At 73.2% G+C, this 23,734-nt stretch carries 16 protein-coding genes and 2 tRNA genes; 10 read left to right on the top strand and 8 right to left on the bottom strand.

Annotated features, from left to right (window positions below):
• Window positions 1–46 precede the first annotated feature (46 nt).
• Window positions 47–1,369 (top strand): serine hydrolase domain-containing protein, encoded by a 1,323-nt coding sequence (locus tag ACFVFR_RS16585; protein WP_383702046.1) that lies wholly within the window; start codon window positions 47–49, stop codon window positions 1,367–1,369.
• On the opposite strand, the gene ACFVFR_RS16580 is transcribed toward ACFVFR_RS16585, so the two are convergent.
• The 5 genes from ACFVFR_RS16580 to ACFVFR_RS16560 form a co-directional block, all read right to left on the bottom strand.
• Entirely contained in the window at window positions 1,353–2,375 is a 1,023-nt protein-coding gene (locus ACFVFR_RS16580; RefSeq protein WP_383702044.1) for a hypothetical protein, read from the bottom strand. The two genes, ACFVFR_RS16585 and ACFVFR_RS16580, sit on opposite strands and share 17 nt — an antisense overlap.
• Window positions 2,376–2,722: 347 nt before the next feature.
• Window positions 2,723–5,323: an aminopeptidase N gene (pepN, locus tag ACFVFR_RS16575; RefSeq protein WP_383702041.1), complete on the bottom strand. Its 2,601-nt coding sequence runs from the start codon at window positions 5,321–5,323 to the stop codon at window positions 2,723–2,725.
• A 330-nt stretch (window positions 5,324–5,653) separates the two neighbouring features.
• The gene (locus ACFVFR_RS16570) at window positions 5,654–6,295 is read right to left on the bottom strand and encodes a superoxide dismutase (protein ID WP_383702039.1); all 642 of its coding nucleotides are present in this window, start codon (window positions 6,293–6,295) and stop codon (window positions 5,654–5,656) included.
• Between the two features lie 198 nt (window positions 6,296–6,493).
• The gene (locus ACFVFR_RS16565) at window positions 6,494–8,002 is read right to left on the bottom strand and encodes an amino acid permease (protein ID WP_383702037.1); all 1,509 of its coding nucleotides are present in this window, start codon (window positions 8,000–8,002) and stop codon (window positions 6,494–6,496) included.
• A 141-nt stretch (window positions 8,003–8,143) separates the two neighbouring features.
• Window positions 8,144–9,550, bottom strand: coding sequence for an amino acid permease (locus tag ACFVFR_RS16560; RefSeq protein ID WP_383702035.1), 1,407 nt, complete (start codon window positions 9,548–9,550; stop codon window positions 8,144–8,146).
• 284 nt (window positions 9,551–9,834) lie between these two features.
• Here ACFVFR_RS16560 and ACFVFR_RS16555 point away from each other — a divergent pair, with 284 nt between their 5' ends.
• A complete protein-coding gene (locus ACFVFR_RS16555; RefSeq protein WP_383702033.1) occupies window positions 9,835–10,443 on the top strand; it encodes a biotin transporter BioY in 609 nt (202 codons plus the stop codon).
• A 134-nt stretch (window positions 10,444–10,577) separates the two neighbouring features.
• Here ACFVFR_RS16555 and ACFVFR_RS16550 read toward each other — a convergent pair whose 3' ends face one another.
• On the bottom strand, window positions 10,578–12,074 hold the full coding sequence (locus ACFVFR_RS16550; protein WP_383702031.1) for an amino acid permease: 1,497 nt from the start codon (window positions 12,072–12,074) through the stop codon (window positions 10,578–10,580).
• A 157-nt stretch (window positions 12,075–12,231) separates the two neighbouring features.
• On the opposite strand from ACFVFR_RS16550, the gene ACFVFR_RS16545 reads away from it, so the two are divergent.
• From ACFVFR_RS16545 to ACFVFR_RS16535, 3 genes are all read left to right on the top strand, one after another.
• On the top strand, window positions 12,232–12,717 hold the full coding sequence (locus ACFVFR_RS16545; protein WP_383702029.1) for a ribose-5-phosphate isomerase: 486 nt from the start codon (window positions 12,232–12,234) through the stop codon (window positions 12,715–12,717).
• A gap of 61 nt (window positions 12,718–12,778) precedes the next feature.
• Window positions 12,779–13,603 (top strand): Fpg/Nei family DNA glycosylase, encoded by an 825-nt coding sequence (locus ACFVFR_RS16540; RefSeq protein WP_383702027.1) that lies wholly within the window; start codon window positions 12,779–12,781, stop codon window positions 13,601–13,603.
• A gap of 241 nt (window positions 13,604–13,844) precedes the next feature.
• On the top strand, window positions 13,845–14,981 hold the full coding sequence (locus ACFVFR_RS16535; protein ID WP_383702166.1) for a PP2C family protein-serine/threonine phosphatase: 1,137 nt from the start codon (window positions 13,845–13,847) through the stop codon (window positions 14,979–14,981).
• Between the two features lie 208 nt (window positions 14,982–15,189).
• Here ACFVFR_RS16535 and ACFVFR_RS16530 read toward each other — a convergent pair whose 3' ends face one another.
• Window positions 15,190–16,428: a cation:proton antiporter gene (locus ACFVFR_RS16530; protein WP_383702025.1), complete on the bottom strand. Its 1,239-nt coding sequence runs from the start codon at window positions 16,426–16,428 to the stop codon at window positions 15,190–15,192.
• A 367-nt stretch (window positions 16,429–16,795) separates the two neighbouring features.
• On the opposite strand from ACFVFR_RS16530, the gene ACFVFR_RS16525 reads away from it, so the two are divergent.
• The 4 genes from ACFVFR_RS16525 to ACFVFR_RS16510 all read left to right on the top strand — a co-directional run bounded on the left by ACFVFR_RS16525 (window position 16,796) and on the right by ACFVFR_RS16510 (window position 22,418).
• Window positions 16,796–17,770: an ABC transporter ATP-binding protein gene (locus ACFVFR_RS16525; protein WP_383702023.1), complete on the top strand. Its 975-nt coding sequence runs from the start codon at window positions 16,796–16,798 to the stop codon at window positions 17,768–17,770.
• Window positions 17,767–20,298: an ABC transporter permease gene (locus ACFVFR_RS16520; protein ID WP_383702021.1), complete on the top strand. Its 2,532-nt coding sequence runs from the start codon at window positions 17,767–17,769 to the stop codon at window positions 20,296–20,298. The genes ACFVFR_RS16525 and ACFVFR_RS16520 overlap by 4 nt, the downstream gene beginning before the upstream one ends.
• 130 nt (window positions 20,299–20,428) lie before the next feature.
• Window positions 20,429–20,884: an HD domain-containing protein gene (locus ACFVFR_RS16515; RefSeq protein WP_383702019.1), complete on the top strand. Its 456-nt coding sequence runs from the start codon at window positions 20,429–20,431 to the stop codon at window positions 20,882–20,884.
• Between the two features lie 1,339 nt (window positions 20,885–22,223).
• Window positions 22,224–22,418: a hypothetical protein gene (locus ACFVFR_RS16510; RefSeq protein WP_383702164.1), complete on the top strand. Its 195-nt coding sequence runs from the start codon at window positions 22,224–22,226 to the stop codon at window positions 22,416–22,418.
• A gap of 588 nt (window positions 22,419–23,006) precedes the next feature.
• Here ACFVFR_RS16510 and ACFVFR_RS16505 read toward each other — a convergent pair.
• A tRNA-Gly gene (locus tag ACFVFR_RS16505) sits at window positions 23,007–23,080 on the bottom strand.
• Window positions 23,081–23,272: 192 nt separating this feature from the next.
• On the opposite strand from ACFVFR_RS16505, the gene ACFVFR_RS16500 reads away from it, so the two are divergent.
• Window positions 23,273–23,349 (top strand) — tRNA-Pro (locus tag ACFVFR_RS16500).
• Window positions 23,350–23,734: the final 385 nt, after the last annotated feature.

Raw genomic sequence — 23,734 nt, 5'->3', positions numbered from 1 at the left:
TAGGTCGGACGACGCGCGGCGACGCGCGGAAGAGAGGCTGACGCAGATGCGGGCACGAGCGATACGAACCGCCGTGGTGGGGGCGACCGCGATCGCGGCACTGGGGGCCGCCGTCCTGACGGCCCCCGTCGCGGGGGCCACCGGGAGCGCCGGCGGCCCGGCGCGCGCGGCCGGCCACACGGCGACCCAGGCCGCGATGGACGCGCAGGTCAGCGACGCGGGCGTACCGGGCGTGCTGGCCCAGGCGCGCGACGGGCGCGGCGTGTGGAACGGCGACGCGGGCGTGGCCGACCTGCGGACGGGCGCGCCGCGCGGCGAGAACGACCGGTACCGGGTGGGCAGCATCACCAAGACGTTCACCGCGACCGTCATGCTCCAGCTACGAGCCGAGGGCAAGGTCGACCTGGACGCGCCCGTCGAGACCTACCTGCCCGACCTGGTCCGGGGCAACGGCCACGACGGCCGCCGGATCACGGTCCGCCAGCTCCTCAACCACACCAGCGGCATCTTCAACTACACCGCCGACCAGGAGTTCGCGGACACCTACCTGGGCATCGGCTTCCTCAAGCACCGCTACGAGACCCTGAAGCCGCGTGCGGCCGTCGCCATCGCCATGCGCCACCGGCCCGACTTCGCGCCGGGCACGGACTGGAAGTACTCCAACACCAACTACCTGCTGGCCGGCCTCATCATCGAGAAGGTCACCGGCACCCCGTACGCCACGCAGGTCCAGCGCCGCGTCATCGAGCCGCTCGGACTGCGCTCCACCACCCTGCCCGGCACCAGGGCGGGCGTGCCCGGCCCGCACGGTCGCGGCTACACCAGGTTCCCTGACGACCCCCGGCACACGACGTACGACACCACCCGGCTCAACCCGTCCTGGGGCTGGTCGGCCGGCGAGATCATCTCCACCAACGCCGACATCAACCGCTTCTACGCCGCCCTGCTCCAGGGCAGGCTGCTGCCCCGCGCGGAGCTGGCGGAGATGAAGAGGACGGTGTCGGTCGGCGGGAACAGCCCGGCGCGCTACGGGCTGGGCATCGCCGAGGCGCCACTGTCCTGCGGCACCAAGGTCTGGGGCCACGACGGGGGCATCGCCGGCTCCGTCTCGTACGCCTTCTCCAGCGAGGACGCCCGCCACCAGATCGCGCTCAACTTCAACGGCGACTGGTCCGGCGACGGGGTGGCCGTGCTCAACGCGGAGTTCTGCGGCACCAGCAGTGGCACCGGCACCGGCACCGGCACCGGCAGTGGCAGTGGCACCGCCACCGGCACGGACTCCGACACCGGGGTCGACGCCGGGCGCGGACTCACCCCGCGGGCGCCCCACCGCGCCGGCCCGTCCTCGCTGATCAGCGCGGCAGGATAACCACCGAGGCGGCGGGCTCGCGGTCGACGGACGCCATCAGCGCGGTCCGCACGATCGCGGCCTGCCCCTCCAGACCGCCCCGCAGTCGGCGCGCGGTGAGCTGGAGGGCCGTGATGCCCAGCCCCGCCAGATGCTCGCGGCGGCGCGCGTCCGGCGGCCAGGGGCCGCGCCCGTCGGTGAGCGGTTCGCGCGCCACCAGCTCGACGGCCACCGCCTGACGCGGCCAGTACGCGTCCACGCCGGCCAGATACGCGCCGCCGGGCAGCCGCAGCCCCACGTTCCACAGCGGCTCGGGCAGCCCGTGTTCGCGCACCATGCGGTAGAGCAGCCCCTCCGCGACGGCGCGCCCCTCGGCCAGCAGCCCCGCGATCGCGTCCGCCACGTGCGGCTGCTCCAGCGCCCGGGACCGGGTCAGCTCACCCACCAGCGCGTCGGCCCGACAGTGCCCGCCCCGGACCGCCTCCACCAGCACCGCGCGCACCTGGGCCGCGCCACCGGAAGCCCGGGCGAAGTCGGTCAGGGCGCGGGCCACCGGGGCTACCGGCAGCCCGGCGACGACGTGCGGGTGGGGCAGGGCCGCGGTGCGCGACAGGCACGCGAAGGCGGTCGAGCGCGGGCGGCGGGGGTGGGTCACCAGGACGTCGACCCGCTCCAGCGCCGCCAGCGGCGGCACGGCGGCGAACCCGTGCAGCGCCAGCGCCGCCGCCCCGGTCACCAGCGCCACCGGGTCCGGGCCCGGGTCCCGCTCCGAGCCCGGTGGCGCCGCGTACAACAGCGCCGCCAGGACGCGCTCCTCGCCGCTGGGCCGCCCCGGGTGCAGCAGGTACACCCCGGGCAGGAGCTGCTGCCAGGGCCCGCCGGTCCGCCCGCGCTCGGCGACCAGGGCGGCGGGCACCCCGTGCTCGTGCAGCTGGCGTTCCGTCATGACGCGGCACTGGGCGGTGGACAGGTGCCCCAGCGGACGGGGCGTCGCGGCACCGCGCGGGGCGGTGAAGTCAGCGGTCATGCCCCGCAGGTTCCCGCGCCCGTGCCAGCGGGTCAGCTCCGTGACAGAACTGACGAAATCCTGGTACAAACCTGCACCAAAGGGCATAAGTTCGACTTTCGCCACCATTTCCGGTCGCGCCCCGCCCGCCACCACGCCCGGGGCCACCTCCGGCCCCGGCCCGGGGGCCGCACCACCGCCGGCCCGTGCCCTCCCCCGCGCCCGGTGCGGGGCGAACACCCCCCCCTCGGCCCGCCGCCCGCCGGTGACGCCCGCCGCACGGCGACCCCACGCGGCGACGACGCACGGCGAGGGCGGCCGGTGGACGAGGTCCCCGGCCGCCCCCGCGAGGGCGCGCTGGTGTGAGGTCAGCCGGCGGAGGCCGCGTCGCGCGACTGGGCCAGCACCGCGCGGGCCAGGTCGTCGCGGCCCTCGGCGACCAGGCGGCGCAGCGCCGGCGCGGCGTCGGCGTGCGCGTCCAGCCAGTCCTGGACGGCGTCGAGGGTGGCCTGGTCACCCTGCTGGATCGGGAAGAGGCCCGACACGACGGACATCCCGATCTCGATGGACCGCTCCCGCCACACGCGCTCCAGGGCCGCCAGGTAGCGCGGCGCGAACGGGGCCAGCAGCGCGCGCTGGTGCGTCGGCCCGAAGCCCGCGATGGTCGCCTCCACCAGCGCGTTGGACAGCTCGTCGGTGTCCACCACGGCCGCCCAGGCCGCGGCCTTGACCTCGGCCGAGGGACGCGCGGCCAGGCAGCGCACCTGGTGCCGCTTGCCGGAGGCGGTGTCGTCACGGGCCAGTTCGGCGTCGATACGCGCCGCGTCGGCCATGCCGTGCGCGGCGAGCTGGGCCAGGAACGTCCAGCGCAGCTCCTGGTCCACCGCCAGGCCGTCCACCTTGGCCGTGCCCGCCAGCAGGCCGTCCAGGAGTTGCAGGTCGGCCTCGGTGGTAGCCGCGCCGGCGAAGAAGCGGGCCCAGGCCAGCTGGTGGCCGCCGCCCGGCTCGGCCTGCCGCAGCTCCCGCAGCGCGGCCTGGGCCAGCGCCTGCCCGGCGGCCTCGCGCGAGGCGGGCGCCGCGTAGTGGGCCAGCGCCGAACCCGCCCACGCCTGCACCATCTGGAGTACGCCGATGTCGGTCTCCGCGCCGGCGAACGACTCCACCAGGGCCAGGAAGTCGCGGGCCGGCACCAACCCGTCCCGGGTCAGGTTCCACAGCGCCGACCAGCACAGGGCGCGCGCCATCGGGTCGCTCAGCTCGCCCAGGTGCCGGCGCAGGGTGGCCAGCGAGCCCTCGTCGAAGCGGATCTTGCAGTACGTGAGGTCCTCGTCGTTGACCAGGATCAGGTCGGGCCGCTCGGCCCCCGCCAGCTCGGCGACCACCGTGCGCGGCCCGGCCACGTCCACCTCGGCCCGCGCGTACCGCTTGAGCTCGCCGTCCGCACGCCGGTAGAGGCCGACCGCGATCCGGTGCGGGCGCAGCGTGGGGTGCGTCTCGGCGGCCTCCTGAAGTACGGCCAGTTCGGTGATCCGCTCGGCCGCGTCGTAGGTGGCCTGCGGGGTGAGCGCGTTGACGCCGGCGGTCTGGAGCCAGGCGGCGGACCAGGCGGCCATGTCGCGGCCCGAGGTCTCCTGCAGCACCGACAGCAGGTCGCCCAGGGTGGTGTTGCCGTAGGCGTGCCGCTTGAAGTAGCGGCGGGCGCCCTCCAGGAACGCCTCCTCGCCGACGTAGGCCACGAGCTGCTTGAGCACCGAGGCGCCCTTGGCGTAGGTGATGCCGTCGAAGTTGAGCTTGGCGTCCTCCAGGTCACGGATGTCGGCGGTGACCGGGTGCGTGGAGGAGAGCTGGTCGGCGCGGTAGGCCCAGCTCTTGCGGCGGTTGGCGAAGGTGATCCAGCCGTCGGTGAAGCGGGTGGCGCCCACCAGCGCGTAGGCGCCCATGAAGTCGGCGAAGGACTCCTTGAGCCACAGGTCGTCCCACCACTCCATGGTGACCAGGTCGCCGAACCACATGTGGGCCATCTCGTGCAGCAGGGTGTTGCTGCGGGCCTCGTACGACGCCTGGGTGACCTTGCCCCGGAAGATGTACTCCTCGCGGAAGGTGACGCAGCCCGGGTTCTCCATCGCGCCGATGTTGTACTCGGGCACGAACGCCTGGTCGTACTTGCCGAACGGGTACGGGAAGTCGAACCGCTCGTGGAAGAAGTCGAGCCCCTGCTTGGTGACGGTGAAGATGTCGTCCGCGTCGAAGTGCTTGGCCAGCCCCTTGCGGCAGAGCGCGCCCAGCGGGATCTCCAGCGTGCTGCCGTCGGGCAGGGTGCGGCTGTAGTGGTCGCGCTCGTAGTGGTACGGGCCGGCGACGACGGCGGTGATGTACGTCGAGATCGGCTTGGTGGGCGCGAAGCGGGTGTGCGTGCCGCCGCCCTCGGCCGGGGTGCTCTCGCCGTCCCGCTCGCCGTTGCCGAGCACGACCCAGCCCTCGGGCGCGGTCACCGCGAAGGTGAAGGGGGCCTTCAGGTCGGGCTGCTCGAAGTTGGCGAAGACGCGGCGCGCGTCGGCCGGCTCGAAGTGCGTGTAGAGGTAGACCTCGCCGTCCTCGGGGTCCACGAAGCGGTGCAGGCCCTGACCGGTCTTGCTGAACGCGCACCGCGCGTCCACGGTCAGTACGTTCTCGCTGGCCAGGCCGCGCAGCGCGATGCGCGAGCCGTCGTAGACCTCGGCCGGGTCCAGCTCGCGCCCGTTGAGGGTGAGGGCGGTGACGGCGGGGGCGAGCAGGTCCGCGAAGGAGTCCGCGCCCTCGGTGGCGCAGCGGAACCGGATGGTGGTCGTGGAGCGGAAGGTGCGTGGCTCGCCCGCCGGCGCGTCGGGCCCGAGGGCGCCGCGCACGTCGAGCGCGATGTCGTACGCGTCCACGGTGAGCAGCTCGGCCCGACTGCGGGCCTCTTCACGGGTCAGGTTCTCACCGGGCACGACGGGACTCCCTCGTCTTCGTCTCATGTGTAGGTCAGTAGGAATCATTTCATGCGTGATGCACGCAGCCGATAAAGGGAGGGAATGGAAGCCCGTGCCGGGTGGGAGACGCGCCGGTGTGGCGGGGGAGTGGCGCCGTGGACGCGCGGGGGGTGTGGGAGGGTCGAGCACGACAAGGCCCCCACGCGTGTCGACCGCGTGGGGGCCTTGCCGTTTTCCGCCCGCCTACGTGAAGGGTGAGAAGACGATCACGTCAGCAGGAGGCAGGGGGGGGAGCGCCCGTCCGGGAGGCGGCGAGGACCGCCGGCCCTCCCGGGGCGCGTCGCCGGCTCAGGGAGCGAGCAGCAGGTTCCCGGCCCGCTCGGTGGCCGAGCGGTAGCGCTTGGCCACGTCCTGCCAGTTGACGACCTGCCACATGGCCTCGATGAAGTCCACCTTCTGGTTCTTGTACTGCAGGTAGAAGGCGTGCTCCCAGGCGTCGAAGACCAGGATCGGCACCGAGCCCTGGCCCACGTTGCCCTGGTGGTCGTAGATCTGCTCGACCACGAGCCGACCGCTGACCGGCTCGTACGCCAGCACGCCCCAACCCGAACCCTGGGTGGTGGCCGACGCCTTGGTGAGGTGGGCCTTGAACTTCGCGAAGGAGCCGAAGGACTCGGTGATGGCGTTCGCCAGGTCGCCGACGCCGTCCTTGTCCAGCGGCTCGCCGCCGCCCTCACCGGTCATGTTGTGCCAGTAGATGCTGTGCAGGATGTGCCCGGAGAGGTGGAAGGCCAGGTTCTTCTCCAGGCCGTTGATCGCGCCCCACTGGTCCTTGTCCCGCGCCTCCGCGAGCTGCTCCACGGTGTCGTTCGCGCCCTTGACATAGGCGGCGTGGTGCTTGTCGTGGTGCAGCTCGATGATCTCCGGGCTGATCACCGGGGCCAGCGCCGCGTAGTCATAGGGAAGTTCAGGAAGTGTGTAGATGGCCATGCCGAGCCCTCCGACCGCTTATTGCAATTAACTTGCAGGTGCACGCTACCAGCAAGACCATTTCGCGCCACGGACTGGCGCTGACCTGGTCCAAAAGACGGAGGCGGGGTGGTCCCCCGGTCTGAGGAACCACCCCGCCTCCTGGTGCGCCACCGCCTCGTCGAAGGGGGGTGCGCGGGCGGGCCGTACGCGTACGCGCTAGCCGGCCGGCGTGTCCTTGGCCGCCGCGCCGGAGTCGGGGCTGGTGCTCGGGTCGGTGCCGCCGGTGCCGCCGCCGACGTTGGTCGCCGCCCGCTGCCGGACGTAGCCGATGACGGCGAAGACCACGGCCAGGCCGGCGGTGAAGAAGAGCTGGGTGCGCGTGTCGTCCTCACGCAGCATCAGCAGCAGGACGCCGACCGTGCCGATGAGCGCCACCCACGTCAGGTACGGGAAGAGCCACATGCGCACGATCAGCTTGTCGGGCGCCTCGCGCTCCAGCTGACGGCGCATGCGCAGCTGGGCGGCGGCGATGAAGCCCCACACCACCAGCACGGCCGCGCCGACCATGTTCAGCAGCCACTTGAAGATCGTCTCGGGCCACCAGTAGTTGAAGAGCACGGCCAGGAAGCCGAACGCGGCCGAGGCGACCACCGCGCGACGCGGCACCCGGTTGCTGACCACCTTCAGGAAGCGCGGCCCCTGGTCGCGCGCGACCAGCGAGTAGGCCATGCGCGAGGCGCCGTAGATGTTGGCGTTCATCGCCGAGAGCAGCGCGACCAGAACGATGACGTTCATGGTGTTGCCGGCCGCCGGGATGTCGATGTGGTTGAGCACCGCCACGTAGGGGCCGTCGTTGACTACCGCCATGTCGTCCCACGGGATGAGGGTGACGATGATCAGCATCGAGCCGACGTAGAAGAGGCCGATGCGCCACATCGCGGTGCGCACGGCCTTGGCGACACCCTTGCGCGGGTGCTCCGACTCGGCGGCGGCGATGGTGACCGTCTCCAGGCCACCGAAGGCGAACACCGACGCCAGCAGGCCCACGACCAGGCCGTCCACCCCGTTGGGCAGGAAGCCGCCGTCGCCGGTGAGGTTGTCGGTGCCCGGCGCGTCGGTGCCCGGCAGGGCCCCCGTGATGGCCAGGATGCCCAGGATCAGGAAGGTGACGATCGCGGCGACCTTGAGCGTGGCGAACCAGAACTCGAACTCGCCGAAGTTGCTCACCGCCGCCAGGTTGGTGCCGGTGAACACCACCATGAACAGGGCGACCCACATCCAGGACTCGGTGCCCGGGTACCAGCCGACCATGATGTCGGCGGCGCCGATGGCCTCCGCGGCCACCGCCACGCACAGCAGCATCCAGAACATCCAGCCGGCGGTGAAGCCGGCCCAGGGGCCGAGCGAGCGTTCGGCGTGCACCGAGAACGAGCCGGAGGCGGGGTTGGCCGCGGCCATCTCGCCCAGCATCCGCATGACCAGCATCACCAGCAGGCCCGAGGCGGCGTACGCGAGGACGATGGCGGGACCCGCCGCGCGGATGCCAGCGCCGGAGCCGACGAACAGACCCGCCCCGATCACGCCACCCAGCGCGATCATCGACAGATGTCGCTGCTTGAGGCCGTGGCCAAGATTGACGCTGTCGGTGACGCCGGCTTCGTTGCCGTCCGTTACCTCTTTGGATGGCTCGCGCTCCGACGCGGGGAACGCGGGGGTCCGCTTCATGGTGATAAAGGTCCAGTCCGTGAGAGCCCTGACGTGCGCATGAAGGCCCCAGTGTGGGGCCGGTGTCCGCTCAGGACAACAGTTCGGACAGCCCTGTCCGATATGCAGACGGCACGGTTACGCTCCGCACCCGACCGATCGTCAGGTTGGTGATCCTTCGCCCACTTCGCGCCCCTTGACCACTTCTCGCACACCCGCCACGGCCAGCACCGCCAGGGTCGCGCCGGCCGACCACAGCAGCTGCGGACGCGCCTGACCGTCGGTCAGCATCAGCACCAGAACCCCGGCCATCGCGACCAGGGCCGCCCAGGTCAGATAGGGGAAGGCCCACATCCGCAGCGGCAGCGCGGCCACCGTCGCCGGGTCCATCCGGCCGCGCAGCCGAAGCTGCGACGCCGCGATCAACGCCCAGACGAAGAGCAGCACCGCGCCCACCGCGTTCAGCAGGTACTGAAAGATGGAATCCGGCCACTTGAGGTTGAGCAGCACCGACAGGAACCCGAACGCCACCGACGCGTACACCGCCCGGCGCGGCACCCCGCCCGCCGTCACCCGCAACAGCGAGCGCGGCGCCTCGCCGCGCTCGGCCAGCGAGAAGATCATCCGTGAGGAGCCGTAGAGGTTGGCGTTGAGCGCCGACAGCAGCGCCACGAACACCACGATGTTCATGGTCTGCCCGGCCGCCGGCACACCGACGTGGTCGAGCACCGCCACGTACGGGCTCCGGCCGGGCGCCATCTGTGTCCACGGCAGCACGGTCACGATCACCAGCATCGAGCCGATGTAGAAGAAGACGATGCGCCACACCGCGCTGCGCACCGCCCGGCCCACCGCGCGCGCCGGGTCGTCCGACTCGGCCGCCGCGATGGTCACCACCTCCAGACCGCCGAAGGCGAAGACCACCGCGAGCACGCCCGAGACCACCCCGCCCCACCCCTCGGGCAGAAAGCCGCCCCGCCCGGTCAGGTTGGACAGGCCCACCGCCTCGGTGTCCGGCAGCAGCCCGAAGACCGCCAGCAGCCCCAGCCCCAGGAAGAGCACGATCGCGCCCACCTTGAGCGTGGCGAACCAGAACTCGAACTCGCCGAAGTTCTTCACCGCCGCCAGGTTGGCCAGCGTGAACACCACCATGAACGCCAACACCCAGGCCCAGCGCGGCACCTGCGGCACCCAGCCGTTGGCGATGCCCGCCGCCCCCGTCGCCTCCACGGCCAACACCACGACCAGCAGGAACCAGTACAACCAGCCCACCGTGAAGCCGGCCCAGCGCCCCAGCGCCCGCTCGGCGTGCACCGAGAACGCGCCCGAGGCCGGCAGCGCCGCCGACATCTCGCCCAGCATCCGCATCACCAGCATGGCGAGCGCGCCCGCCACCAGGTACGAGAGCACGATGCCGGGGCCGGCCACCGCGATGCCGGCGCCGGAGCCGACGAACAGGCCGGCGCCGATCACCCCGCCGAGCCCGAGCATCGTCATGTGGCGCTGTTTGAGCCCGCCGGCCAGCGGTTCCGTGGTGTCGGCCGGGTCCGGCGTGGGTCTGTCGCGCATGGTGCTCGTACTCTCGTATGGGTGGGGAGCCCACAGTGTCGCCGCCGCCCGTGGGGAACCGCAAAACGAGCCGGCCACCGCCCACCGCTTCGTGACGAGCATCACGCGACCAGCCGAAACGGCGAACGCGCAGCGTGCCGTGGGGGCCCGGCGCGCGGGTCACACCCACCATCGCGACGCCGACGGCTTTGTCCTACGTGCACAGTGAGAGCGCGGTGAGGGCTGGGTTAACGTCGCCCTGTCCCTGCTGTCTTCGCTGTTCCGACCTCACTCGGGGAGAAACGTTGAGCACTGCCACCGCCACCACCACGAGCGCGCGCCCCGGATCGGTCCTGGCCGACCTGCTGCGCGCCTCCTCCGACGGCCGCGCCCGCGCCCGGGACGCGGCCCTGGTCGTCGGCGGCGCCGCCCTGACCGGCGTCGGCGCCCAGATAGCCGTCCCGGTGCCGGGCTCGCCCGTGCCGGTCACCGGCCAGACCTTCGCCGCCCTGCTGGTCGGCGCCTCCCTCGGCGCCGGCCGTGGCCTGCTCTCGCTGCTGGTGTACGCGCTGGTCGGGATGGCCGGCATGCCCTGGTTCGCCGAGGGCGGCTCGGGTGCCGCCGCCCCCTCCTTCGGCTACGTCATCGGCATGATGCTGGCCGCCACCACGGTCGGCGCGCTGGCCCGGCGCGGCGGCGACCGTGACATGGTGCGCACGGTGGGCACCATGGCCGTCGGCTCCGCGATCATCTACGCCGTCGGCGTGCCCTACCTGGCGCTGGCCGCCGACATCTCGCTGTCCCAGGCGGTCGCGGCCGGCCTGACCCCGTTCCTGCTGGGCGACGCGCTCAAGGTGGCCCTGGCGATGGGCCTGCTGCCCTCGGCGTGGAAGCTGCTGGAGCGCCGCGCCTGACCCGCGCCCCAGGGCTCGTACGCACCTGGCGCCCCACCGGCCCGAACGGGCGGGTGGGGCGCCAGGTGTCGTCACGGGGGGCGGGCGTCGCCGGCGCGGGCCGGGCGGGCCCGCCCGCGAGACGGGGGCCCGCGCTAGGAGCGCTGCTCGGGCACGCCGGTCCCGTCCGTCGCGACGTCCGCGTCCGCCGAAGCGCCGGCCACCAGCGCCGCGCGCCGCCGCCTGCGGTCCAGGACCAGGCTGGTGACCAGCACCAGGGCGCCGACGGCCAGCGAGAGCACCATCTTCTCGCGGCCCTCGTCGTCGTAGAGCATGTAGCCCAGGATGAAGACGATCAGGCCGATGGTGGCGTACGTCAGGTACGGGAAGAGCCACATGCGCACCGTGTGCCGCTCGGGCGTCTCGCGCTCGATGATCGGCCGCATCCGCAGCTGCGAGAAGCAGATCACCATCCACACGAACAGGGCCACCGCGCCGGAGGAGTTCAGCAGGAACTCGAAGACTGTGTCGGGCGAGGTGTAGTTGAAGATGACGGCGACGAAGCCGAAGACCACCGAGGACCAGATCGCGGCGGCCGGCACGCCCCGCTTGTCCACCCGCGCGAAGGCGGCGGGCGCGTCACCGCGCTGGCCCAGCGAGAAGGCCATCCGGGAGGCCGTGTAGAGGCCGGAGTTCAGGCAGGACAGCACGGCCGTCACCACGATCACGTCCATGATCGTGCCGGCGTGGGGGATGCCGATCTCGTTGAGCGCGGCGACGTAGGGGCCGTCGTCCAGCAGGGCCTGCGAGTTCCACGGCAGGAGCATCACCACGAGCAGGATCGAGCCCAGGTAGAAGATGCCGATCCGCCAGATGACGCTGTTGGTCGCCCGGCTGACCATCTTCGCCGGCTCCGCGGACTCGCCCGCGGCCAGCGTGACGATCTCGCTGCCCATGAAGGAGAAGACGACCAGCAGCATGCCCGACAGGATGGTGCCGGGGCCGTTGGGCAGGAACCCGCCGTCCCCCGTCAGATGCGAGGTCCCCACCGCCTCGGTGTCCGGCAGCACGCCGAAGACGGCGAGCCCGGCGATCACGATGAACGCGGCGATCGCCACGACCTTGATCCCGGCGAACCAGAACTCGAACTCGCCGTACGAGCCGACCGAGGCCAGGTTCGTGGCCGTCAGCACGACCATCACCAGCAGCGCCCAGCCCCACTGCGGGACGTCGGGCACCCACTCGGTGAGGATGCCCGCCGCGGCGGTCGCCTCGACCGCGAGCACCACGACCCAGAAGAACCAGTAGAGCCAGCCGATGGTGAAGCCCGCCCAGCGCCCCAGCGCCCGGTCCGCGTAGGCCGAGAACGACCCGGAGGTCGGGTTGGCCGCCGCCATCTCGCCGAGCATCCGCATCACCAGGACGACCAGCAGGCCGGCGATCGCGTACGAGACCAGGATGCCGGGCCCCGCCTTGGCGATGCCGGCGCCGGAGCCGACGAACAGGCCGGCGCCGATCACCCCGCCGATCGCGATCATCGACAGGTGGCGGTTCTTCAGGCCGGCCTTGAGGCCGTCGCCGGACGCCCCGTCCGGAGCCCCCGCCGCGTCCCTGGCCCCGTCGACTTTGACGGGGGGCGGCTGCGTACTCATGCACGTTCCTTCGCTTGGGTGGGGCCATGTGCGGTTCCGGCATTCAAACTCAGGGCGCAACGAAGAGGAAGGAGTGATTCCAAATCGTTGCTCGTGGGAACCGGGCGTTCCGTACCCGTGCGCGTCTACCCGACGCGGCTCGTGCCACACTCAGCACATGCGCGTGTACCTCGGCTCCGACCATGCCGGCTATGAACTCAAGACCCACCTCGTGGAGTGGCTGACGGCCAACGGGCACGAGCCCGTCGACTGCGGCCCGCACGTCTTCGACGCCCAGGACGACTACCCGCCGTTCTGCCTGCGCGCCGCCGAGCGCACCGTCGCCGACGAGGGCAGCCTGGGCATCGTCCTCGGGGGCTCAGGCAACGGCGAGCAGATCGCCGCCAACAAGGTCAAGGGCGCCCGCGCCGCGCTCGCCTGGAGCGAGGAGACCGCTCGCCTGGGCCGCGAGCACAACAACGCCAACGTGCTCAGCATCGGCGCCCGCATGCACACCGCCGAGGAGGCCACCGCCTTCGTCGCGGCCTTCCTGGACACCCCGTACTCCGGCGAGGAGCGCCACACCCGGCGCATCGACATGCTCTCGGCGTACGAGCTGACCGGCACCCTGCCCGCCATCCCGGCGCACCACCCGCAGCCCTGACGCGCGCCGGGCCGGGTGCCCACCACCCCGGCCCGCCGCCGCACCGCCCACAGGAGTCCACGTGCCAGAGGGGCACACGATCCACCGTCTCGCGGCGGACTACCGGGAGCGCTTCGCCGACCGGCCGGTGCGGGCGAGCAGCCCGCAGGGCAAGTTCGCGGACGGTGCCGCGCTGGTCGACGGCCAGCCGCTGACCGCCGCCGACGCCCATGGCAAGCACCTCTTCCTCGGCTTCGCCGCCGCCGGCTGGGTCCACATCCACCTCGGCCTCTTCGGCAAGCTCACCTTCGGCCCGGCCCCCGCGCCGCCGCCCACCGACACGGTGCGACTGCGGATCGCCGACCCCGCCGCGTACGCCGACCTACGCGGCCCCACCACCTGCGCGCTGATCACCGACGCCGAGAAGCAGGCCATACACGACCGGCTGGGCCCCGACCCGCTGCGCGCGGGGGACGCGGCGGCCGGCGGGGACGGCGAGGCCGCCTGGCGGCGGGTCTCCCGCAGCCGGTCCACGATCGCCGCGCTGCTCATGGACCAGAAGGTGATCGCCGGGGTGGGCAACGTCTACCGCGCCGAGGTGCTCTTCCGGCACGGCATCGACCCCTACCGCCCCGGCCGCGACCTGACCCGGGCCGAGTGGGACGCCATCTGGTCCGACCTGGTCGACCTGATGCGCGAAGGCGTCCGGAACAACCGCATCGACACGGTGCGGGACGAGCACCTGCCCGAGGCGATGGGCCGCGCCCCGCGCGTGGACGACCACGGGGGAGAGGTGTACGTCTACCGCCGGGCCCGGCAGTCCTGCCACGTCTGCGGCGCCGAGATCCGCACCGCCGAACTCGCCGCCCGCAACCTCTTCTGGTGTCCGGGGTGCCAGCGCCACTAGGTGTCCCACGCCCGGGGCGCCCCGCGCGCGCGGCCCGGTCGCGGCTCGTGGAACCCCTGGTCATGAGTGTGGTCTTCGCGACGTACCCGCACAGGCGAACGCATTTCGCTTAAGATTCCCTTCTCAGCCAGTAGTCCAAGGCGTGCGCCCCCGGCCCGCGTCGCGGACGACCATGCGATGCGCCGGAGTTTGTTGAAACGTGCGGAGCATGGCGGAGGGTGGATAAGGTCCCGATGCGATGATGACCGGAGGTGTGGAGTCCCCGACGGCCCGGCTGCGCAAGGCGCTCCACCGGGCTCGCACCAACGTGCGCAAGGCCGGGGTGGACTACTTCCGCGGCGACGGCTCCGACTGGCTGGCCCTGGTCACCCTGCTCGCCGCCGTGCCGGCCATCGCCGCCGGCACCATCGCCCAGCCCGACCTGTTCGACCCCGCCGCGCTGGTCCTGCCGATCGTCGCGGGCGGCCTGCTGCTCCGCCCGGCCAGCCTGCTCGCCCTGTACGCCGCCTCGGCCGCCGCCCTGATCGTCGAGGCCGCGGCGCTGGAGTCGTACGCCGGTGGCGCGGACCGGGTCACGGCCGGCACCATCCTGGTGGTCGCGGCGGTGGGCTTCTTCGGGTTGGTGATCGCCCAGTTCCGCAGCCGGGTCGGGGTGCCCTGGCGTGGCGGCGGGACCATGCTCTTCGACCTGCGCGAACGCATCCGGGTGCAGAGCAAGCTGCCGACGCTGCCGCGCGGTTGGCACCGTGAGATGTCGCTGCGCCCGGCCGGCGGCCAGTCCTTCTCGGGTGACTTCGTCGTCGCGGCCCGCACCGGTGGCGGGCGCACCCTGGAGGTCGTGCTCACGGACGTCTCCGGCAAGGGCATGGACGCGGCCTCGCGGGCGTTGCTGCTCTCCGGCGCGTTCGGCGGCCTGCTCGGCTCGCTGCCGCCGCACGGCTTCCTGCCCGCCGCCAACGGCTACCTGCTCCGACAGGACTGGGACGAGGGCTTCGCCACCTCCATCCACCTGGTACTCGACCTCGACAGCGGGGACTACGAGCTGTACTCCGCCGGCCATCCACCCGCGCTGCACCTGAACGCGGGCACCGGGCGCTGGGAGGAGATGGCGGCCGAGGGCCCGCTGCTCGGCGTGTACGACGGCGCGTGCTTCGACCCGCTCAAGGGCAGCCTGCGCCCGGGGGATGTGCTCATGCTCTTCACGGACGGCCTGGTGGAGACCTCCGAGCGGGACATCGCCGACGGCATCGACCGGCTGACGGGCGAGGCCGACCGCTACGTCGCGAGCGGCTTCCAGGGCGCGGCCTGGCACCTGATCGAGTCGGTGGCCAAGGACGTCAACGACGACCGTGCGCTGCTGCTGATCTGCCGCGACTGAGGGCGGCGCGGGTCAGCCAACCGCCGGCGGCGACAGCGGGCGCGCGGCACGCCGGCCCGCCGGGGGCGGTGCCGGTCAGCCGGGGCCAGGTCGGTGCCGGTCCGCCGGTTGCGACGGCCGTCGCGGTGCGAGGCCGCTGACGACGAGAGGGGCCGAGTGCGTACCGCGTACGCTCCCGACCCCTCCGTGTCCGCTCGACCGTGGCTCCTCAGCCGGGGTCGTGCTCGCCGTCCTCGCCGCTCGCCCCGGCCCCGCCCACGGCGGTGGCCCCGGTACGCACCGGCGCGTTCGCCGCGGCGTGCGGGGTGTTCCCCGCGCCCGGCAGGACCCGGGCCAGCCAGTGCGAACTGCTGGCCGCCAGCGGGCCGAGGACCGCCAGGATCAGGACGTAGCCGGCGATGAAGGGCGAGAGGCGGCTGTCGAGGCCGGCCCCGGCCGCCATGGTGGCCAGGATCAGCGCGAACTCGCCCCGGGCGAGCAGCGCGGTGGCTATGTTCGCGGCGGGGGTGGCGCCGAAGCCGTAGATCCGCGCGGCCACCAGACCGGCGAGCACGTTCATCGTGATCGTCAGCACCACGGCTATCACCACCGGGCCCAGCACCTTCGGCAGGTCGCCGGGGTCGATGGACAGGCCGAAGGCGAAGAAGAAGATCGCTCCGAAGGCGTCCCGCAGCGGGTGCACGAGCTTGCGGATGCGGTTGCCGGAGGTGGTGCTGCCGAGCATCAGACCGACCATGAAGGCGCCGATCGCGTCCGCGACCCCGAACCACTCGGAGACGCCCGCCACGAAGACGGCCGCGCCCAGGAAGGAGATCACCAGCAGCTCGTTGTCACGGGTGGAGATCAGGCGGCCGATGAGGTCGATGCCCCAGCGCGCGAGGGCGGCCAGCGCCAGCAGGAAGCCGAACGCCTTGCCCGCGTCGAGCGCGGCCGAGGTCATGCTGTCGGCGCCGGAGATCACCGGTTGCAGGGCCGCCAGGTACAGGGCCAGGAAGATGTCCTCGACGACGATGATGCCCAGGATCGGCTTGGTCTCGGGATTGCCGATCCGGCCGAGGTCGACCAGCACTTTGGTGACGATCGCCGACGAGGAGATGCCGAGCACCCCGGCGAGGACCAGGGCCTCGGAGGTGCCCCAACCGAGCAGGAATCCGAAGCCGAGGCCGGCGCCGACGTTCAGCGCGAGGTACGAGCCGCCCGCGATCGCCATCTTGCGCCCGCCGGTCTTGAGGTCGTCCATGTGGAACTCAAGACCGAGGTAGAAGAGCAACAGGACCAGGCCGAGCGCGGAGAGCATCTCCAGCTCGTGCGGGTCCTCGACCAGGACGAAACCCGGCGTGTTGGGGCCGAGCAGGATGCCGGCCAGGATGAACAGGGGAATGGTGGGCAGCCCGATCCGCGCGCCCAGGCGGGCGAGCACGGCGGCGGCGAGAAACGCCCCGCCCATCGCGATGAGGGTGTCCGCGTGTCCGATGGCTCCTCCAGAGGTTGGCCCGACGGTGAGGTCAAGGGGGAGTCAAGAAGTCGTATGTAATTAGTTTACCAAACGAGTTTTCGACTCCTCACCACCCCGGAGGACACCCTTCCGCAACACCCGCGACCGCGCGCGCCGCCCCTCGGGGACCCGCCCCCGCACGGACCATCGGGTTTTCCCCACCCCGTATCCGCCAGCGACCGCCATGGTCGCGACCCGCCCGCACTCCGTACGTTCGAGGTGTTGAAGGACCACGTGCGGCGCGGACCCCCCGGCGCCCACTCCCACCCGCACCGACGGCGCGCGAGCGCGCCACGACCAGTGAAGGACGGAACAGGCGATGGGGCTGCGGAACAGGCGTCGCACCAAGCGGAACGCGGAGCACGTCGCGCCCGCGCCACAGGGCACCGAACACCCCACCGGCCACCGGCCCGACGGCCCGTACGGCAGCCCCCACGGCACGGCGTACGGCAACGCGTACGACGGCCCGGCGCGCGCCGCGACCGCCGGCCCGCCGCCCTACGCCCCCGGCGCGCCCGCTGGCGACTGGGCCATCGAACTGAGCGGCGTGCGCCGGCAGTACGGGCGCGGCGCCAACGCCGTCCACGCGCTGCGCGGCATCGACCTCGCCCTGCCCCGGGGCAGCTTCACCGCCGTCATGGGCCCCTCGGGCTCGGGCAAGTCCACCTTCCTCCAGTGCGCCGCCGGACTCGACCGGCCCACCGCCGGCTCCGTACGCCTGGGCGGCACCGAGATCACCGGCATGAACGAGAACAAGCTCACCGCGCTGCGCCGCAGCCGCCTCGGCTTCGTCTTCCAGGCGTTCAACCTGCTGCCCTCGCTGACCGTCGAGCACAACGTGCTGCTCCCGATGCGACTGGCCGGGCAGCGCCCCGACCGCAAGGCCGCGGCCCGTGTCCTGGCCCAGGTCGGTCTCGACGCCCACGCCCGGCGCCGCCCCGGCCAGCTCTCCGGCGGCCAGCAGCAGCGCGTGGCCATCGCCCGCGCCCTGGTCACCCGGCCCGACGTGGTCTTCGCCGACGAACCCACCGGAGCCCTGGACACCGGCACCGCCGCCGAGGTGCTGACCCTGCTGCGGCAGGCCGTGGACACCCTGTCGGCCACCGTCGTCATGGTCACCCACGACCCGAGCGCCGCCAGCTACGCCGACCGCGTCCTCTTCCTGGCCGACGGCGCCATCGCCGACCAACTCGTACGCCCCGACGTGGCACAGGTCTCCGCCCGCATGAGCGCCCTGACCGCCCGCACCCGCCCCGCCGGCGGACACCACCCGACGGTGGGTGCGGCGGCATGATCACGCGCTCCCTGACCAACGGCCTGGCCCGCGCCGCCATCCGCTTCAAGCCCGCCGCGTTCGCCGGCACCTTCGTCGCGCTGATGATGGCCGCGTTCATTGTCTCCGCCTGCGGCATCCTCCTGGAGAGCGGCGTACGCGCCTCCGCCCCGCCCCAGCGCTACGCCGACGTCCCCGTGGTCGCCGCGGCCGACCAGCGCGCCCGCCTGGACACCGACGGCGAGGACGGCGGCGCCCTGGTGCCCGACGCCGCCCGCCTGGACGCCGCCCTCGCCCCGAAGATCGCCGCGGCGCCCGGCGTCGCCACCGCCGTCCCCGACGTCAGCTACCCCGTACGCACCACCACCGGCACCCTCACCGCCCACGGCTGGGGCTCCACCACCTTCACCGGCAACGAGCTGACCCGGGGCGCCGCGCCGCGCACCGCGCACGAGGTCGCCCTCGACGAGGACACCGCCCGCGAGCGGCGCGCCACCGTCGGCGACCGGATCACCCTGACCACCGCCGACGGCGCCCACGCCTTCCGGATCTCCGGCATCGTCGGCGCCCCCAGCCGCGCCACACTGGCCGGCCCCACCGCCTACCTCACCGACCAGCGCGCCGTCGCCCTGTCCGGACACCCCGGGAAGATCGACGCGATCGCCGTCACCGCCAAGCCGAACGTGCCCACCGGCGACCTCGCCGACCAGGTCAGGACGGCCGTGGCCGGCAAGGCCACGGTGCACACCGGCGACGGCCGCGGCGGCGTCGAGGAGCCCGGTGTCGCCGAGGCCAAGGAACTGCTGACCGGCCTCGGCGGCAGCTTCGGCGGCGTCGCCACCATGGTCGCCGTCTTCACCGCCGCCGGCACCGTCGCCCTGTGCGTCGGCCAGCGCTCCCGCGAGTTCGCCCTGCTCCGCGCCATCGGCGCCACCCCGCGCCAGCTGCGCCGGTCCGTGGCCACCGAGGCCCTGCTGGTGGCGCCCGTGGCCGGAGCGGTCGGGTGCCTGCCGGGCATCGCCCTGGCGCACTGGTGGTTCGGCCAACTCCGCGACAAGGGCGCCATCCCCGAGCCCGTCCGCCTGCACGTCTCCTGGATTCCGCTGCTGGCCGCCGTCGGCGCCGGCGTCCTGGCCGCGCTGCTGGCCGGACTGCTCGCCGCCCGCCGCCCGGCCAGGATCAAGCCGGGCCAGGCGCTGAGCGAGTCCGCCGTCGAACGCCTGCGACCCGGCGTCGTCCGTACGGTCCTGGGCGCCGGGGCCCTGGTCGGCGGCATCGTGCTGGCCCGCGTCGCGGCCAAGGAGAGCGGCGACGACGCGGCCAACCTCGCCCTGGGCGTGGTCATGCTCTTCATGGTCGCCGTCAGCCTGCTCGGCCCGCTCCTCGCCCGGGCCTGCGCCTGGGTGATCGGCCTGCCGCTGCGCGCCGGCGGCGCCTCCGCCGGCCTGGCCGCCGCCAACACCCGGGCCAACGCCCGCCGACTGGCCTCGGCGATCACCCCCATCGTGCTGGCCATGGCCTTCTCCTCGACCCTGGTCTTCCTGCACACCAGCGAGGCCCACGCACGGGACGAGCAGCGCCGCGCGGGCATCGTCGCCGACCACATCGTCTCCTCACCCGACGGGCTGCCCGCCGACACCACGGCCCGCGCCGCCCGCACCCCCGGCGTCCAGCACGCCGTCGGCCTGCTGCGCTCGGGCGTGCTCGTCCCCGTCGGCTCCGGCGAGACCCGCATGCTGGTCAGCGCCGCGGCCCAGGGCATCTCGGGCACCGGTCAGGCGCTGCGCACCGTCCAGGACCTGGACCTGCGCAGCGGGGAGCAGTCCGCCATCGGCCGGCCCGACACGGTCGCCGTGGACGCGCTGCTCGCCGACTCCGCCGGCGTGGCCGTCGGCGACCGACTGCGCGTCGTCCTGCCCGACGGCTCGACCGCCCACCCCAAGGTCGTCGCCACCTACGGACGCGGCCTGGGCGTCGCCGCGCTCACCCTGCCCCGCGCGGCCCTCGCCCCGCACATGACCAGCGCGTTCGACACCGACGTCTTCGTCCACCGGGCGCCGGGCAGCGACCCGGACCAGGTCGCCGCCGCCCTCGCCCCGCTCGGCGAGGTCACCGACCGCGACGGGTACGCCGAGGCGCGGGACAAGGACCGCGAGCTCAACGCCTGGGCCAACACCACCATGGCCGCGGTGCTCGGCGGGTTCGCCGCCGTCGCCGCCGCCAACACCCTGGTCATGACCATCCTCGACCGCCGCCGCGAACTGGGCACGCTCCGACTGATCGGCTCGACCCGGCGTCAGATCCTGGGCATGGTCCGCTGGGAGGCCCTGCTGGTGGGCGTCGCCGGCGTCGCCCTGGGCACCACCATCGCCCTGGTCACGCTGAACCCGATGACCCGCGGCATCACCGGCGACAGCCCCTACATCCCCCCGGGCCTGTACGCGGCGTTCGCCGGCTCCGCCCTGCTCCTGGGCCTGCTCTCCAGCACGCTCCCGGCCCGGCTCGCCCTGCGCCAGACGAGCATGGTCGGCGCGGGCGAGAAGCAGTAGCCCCGCCCCGGCGGCCCGCCCCCGCCTGGCCCGTGGTGGAGGCGGAGGCGAGAGTGGGTACCCGGGTGTCGCACGCGCCCCGCGTGCGACACCCGCACGTCACCGGGTCACGAAAGCGAGGAAGGCCGACATGTCGACGCTGACACTGGAGGAGGTCGAGGCGTTCGCCCGCCGGGCCCACGCGAACCAGCGGGACAAGGCGGGCCGGCCCTACGAGGAACACCTGGCGGCGGTGGCCGCCGGCGTCCGCGCGCGCGGCGGCAGCGCCGAACAGATCGCGGCGGCCTGGCTGCACGACGCCGTCGAGGACGGCGTCGTGCCGGACGGCTGGCTGGCCACGGCCCCGCTGACGCCGCACACCAGGGAGCTCGTCGACGCCATGACCAAGCGCCCCGGCGAGCCGCTGGAGGCGTACGCGGCACGCCTGCGGGCGACCCCCGGCGCGCTGCTCATCAAGGAGGCCGACCTGGCCCACAACGCGAACCCGACCCGGCTGGCCAGGCTCGATCCCGCGACGCGGCAGCGGCTGAGCGCCAAGTACGCCCGTACCCGGCACCTCCTGGGCCTGCCCCAGCCGACCGACTGAGCGCCCCGTCGAGAGGGCCGGGCCCACGCGCCCCCGCCGGTCGCCGGCGGCCCGCGACGGCTCGTCGGCTGGCGCAGTCGCGTCGGTTCAGCCCTCCGCGCGAGCCCGCCGCCGATCGGTCTCGGCCGGCCGGCACGGAACCCGTACGCCCCCGTCGGCTCCATCGCAAACCGGAACACCCCCGCCCCGACCGCGCCCCCGCCGCCCGCACCCAACCGCCGCCACCCGTGCCCTGACGACCCGTCCGAGGCCGCCCCCGGCCGGCCGCCCAGCCCTGACGAGGAACCCGCGCCGAGGCCCGCACCGCCCCGTCAGCTCTCCGCCCCGCCTCCGGCGACACGACGTCCCGACGGGCGGACCGCCCCGCACCGCCGGCCAGCCGCGCCCCGCCGGCCCCCGCGGCGACGCCGGCGGCAACGGTCACCGGCACCGCCCCAGGCCACGGCATGGCACTCAACTCCCGCACGTCATAGCTCAGATGCGGCCGGGTCGGCCGCCGCGCCGCCCCACCGCCGCGCCGCCGGCCGGGACGAGGACGGCCACCGTGATCGGGGTACGAGCCGTGGCCCGGGAGCGGGACGCCGTCGACGCCCACGCGGCGTGCCCGGCCCCCGCGCGGCGCCCGACCGCACGCGACCGGCGGCGCCCCCACTGCCCGCCGCGCACGGCCGCGCGCGTACCGGACGGTGAACCGCGCGCGTACGGGCGCGCACCGCGCGGTCCCGAGGGGCGGTGGGCCGCGACACCGAGGCGCCATAGCGGGCCACCACGGGAATGGGTAAAACTTTGCTTGGCGTTGAAGACGCACACTGTTCACGCGTGTCACACCGGACCGTCGCCCACGCCAGGCGACGCCGGCCGGTTCCGCCAGGCGAGCCACGGCGACGCACCCTGTCCCGTATCGGGCTTTATGGGCGCACTTGGCGAGCTATGCCCCGCTCTGCCGTTGCACTGGCGATATCCACGCCTTGTTGGCGATTTGGCCGCCACCCCGACGAGCGTCGAAGATATGCGGAATTCCCGTTAGCAATGTTGTTGTAAGGGGCACGAGGGTAGGAGATCCGGCCGAATTTATGCGGTGTCTATCGGACATCCGATGCCGGCGGAAGCGCCCCATACGCCCGGGAACCGGGCCTGCCAGCACTCCCGGAGGCGATTCGGGACCCCACGCGGACGTCCGGACGGCCCGTCCGAGTGGCATACGCGGTTGGCCAATGATTCGTCACCTGGCCCCAACCATCACTCACTTGGTGGCACGATGGTTCAGGTGGGGGTGTGCGGGGTCGTGCTCCTCCCCGGGCCGGAGAGACGTGTTGCGACCGAGGGCGAGGGATCAGTCGTGGTTATTTCCCTGTCTGTTGTGCTGCTGGTTGGCATAGTTTTGGTGTTTATCTTCAGAGCGGGGAAGATCAAGCCCGGACCCATGCTCGTCGCCATCCTCTTCGGGTTCCTGCTCGCGTCCACCGACGCCTCCCCGGACATCCAGGAGTTCCTGGACAACGTCGCCGAGGGCATCAGCGACATCGAGTTCTAGCCGGGCGCGCCCGCATCTTCGTTGCGCCCGCGAGGGCGCGACGCGGGGTGAGGGCGCGCAACGGAAGCCGAGCACGCGATCGGCCGGGCGCGGGCCCACCAGCGCACGCCGATCCGCACACGAGCGACCCCCGGACCCGGCCCGTCCGGTGCCGGGCCACTCACCGGACCGGGCGAGAGGTGTGGGGGAGTCTGCTCATGTCGCGCCCCTCGCGCAAGAGGCAGCGCACGGGCAATCGACTCCGTCACCCCGGCGGCCCGCCCCTCGGCCGCCCGCCGCCGGGCACGTCGCCCGCTCCTCGCCTCGCTCCCGCCAGGCCGCCGCACCACCCGCCACAGGCCCGCCGTCCGCCCGTCGCCGTGGTGCCCCCGCGCCCGGACGCCCGCGTCGCGCGACCGCGCCGCCTCGTCCCCGCCGCCTGCCGCCCGTCGCGAGCCGGTGTCACGCGCCGCGCGTCCCCGCCCGCCTCGCCGTGTCCCCCCGGCCGCCGACGCGCCGCCCGTGGCTCCGACGGGGCCCTGTCGACGGTTCGGACACGCCAACGGCCCGGCGGCGGAGAATCCGCACGCCGGGCCGTCGGGCACGTCATGGAGCGGGCGACGGGAATCGAACCCGCGTAGCCAGTTTGGAAGACTGGGGCTCTACCATTGAGCTACGCCCGCGCGCCGCCAGCGAGGCATGGAGGTCGCGGTTCTGATCGCCCCCAGCTACCGGCCGAACGAACCCTCGCGGGTCCGTCCGTGGCACGAGGTGCATCGTAGCGGGTCAGCCCCGTTCCGCGCACACTCCGGTCGATCGCCGGAATAAGTGGCAGCCGAGAGTCCGATCGGCATGTACCCTACGTGTCGCACCGACGGGGTGTGGCGCAGCTTGGTAGCGCGTCCGCTTTGGGAGCGGAAGGTCGTCGGTTCGAATCCGGCCACCCCGACCAGCATGACCTCATCCGCCGCCGTGACCCACGGGTCCGGGCGGCACCTCGCCCGTCCGGCGCGACCTCGCGGTTTCCCCTCCTCCGTCGCCCGGTTTCCCCTCGCCCGCCACCCGTTCGGTCGGCGGCCCGGGGGCGGTCGTGAGCGGGCATGATCCCGTTAGGGGGCTGCTCGCGCTTGCGGTTACTATGCAAGCTGCGCGCCTGTGTCTGTGATGACGGGAATGGGCCCGCCCCTGGTATCCCCTGGTAATACGGCGGGCGCTTCGCCAAGGGGCGCGATCCGCAGCGTCGCCGCAGAACCCACATGCTGCGGCACGCGTAGGCGCGCGCATTCAGAGCGAGACCCAGAACAGCCAAGAAGACCCCAGAAGTCAGCCCCAAGGAG

Origin of the sequence: Streptomyces sp. NPDC057702 (genome assembly GCF_042799315.1) — a bacterium.
Taxonomy (GTDB): Bacteria; Actinomycetota; Actinomycetes; order Streptomycetales; family Streptomycetaceae; genus Streptomyces.
The sequence above is the reverse complement of the archived record's forward strand: the minus strand, read 5'-3'. Positions and strand labels throughout refer to the sequence as shown.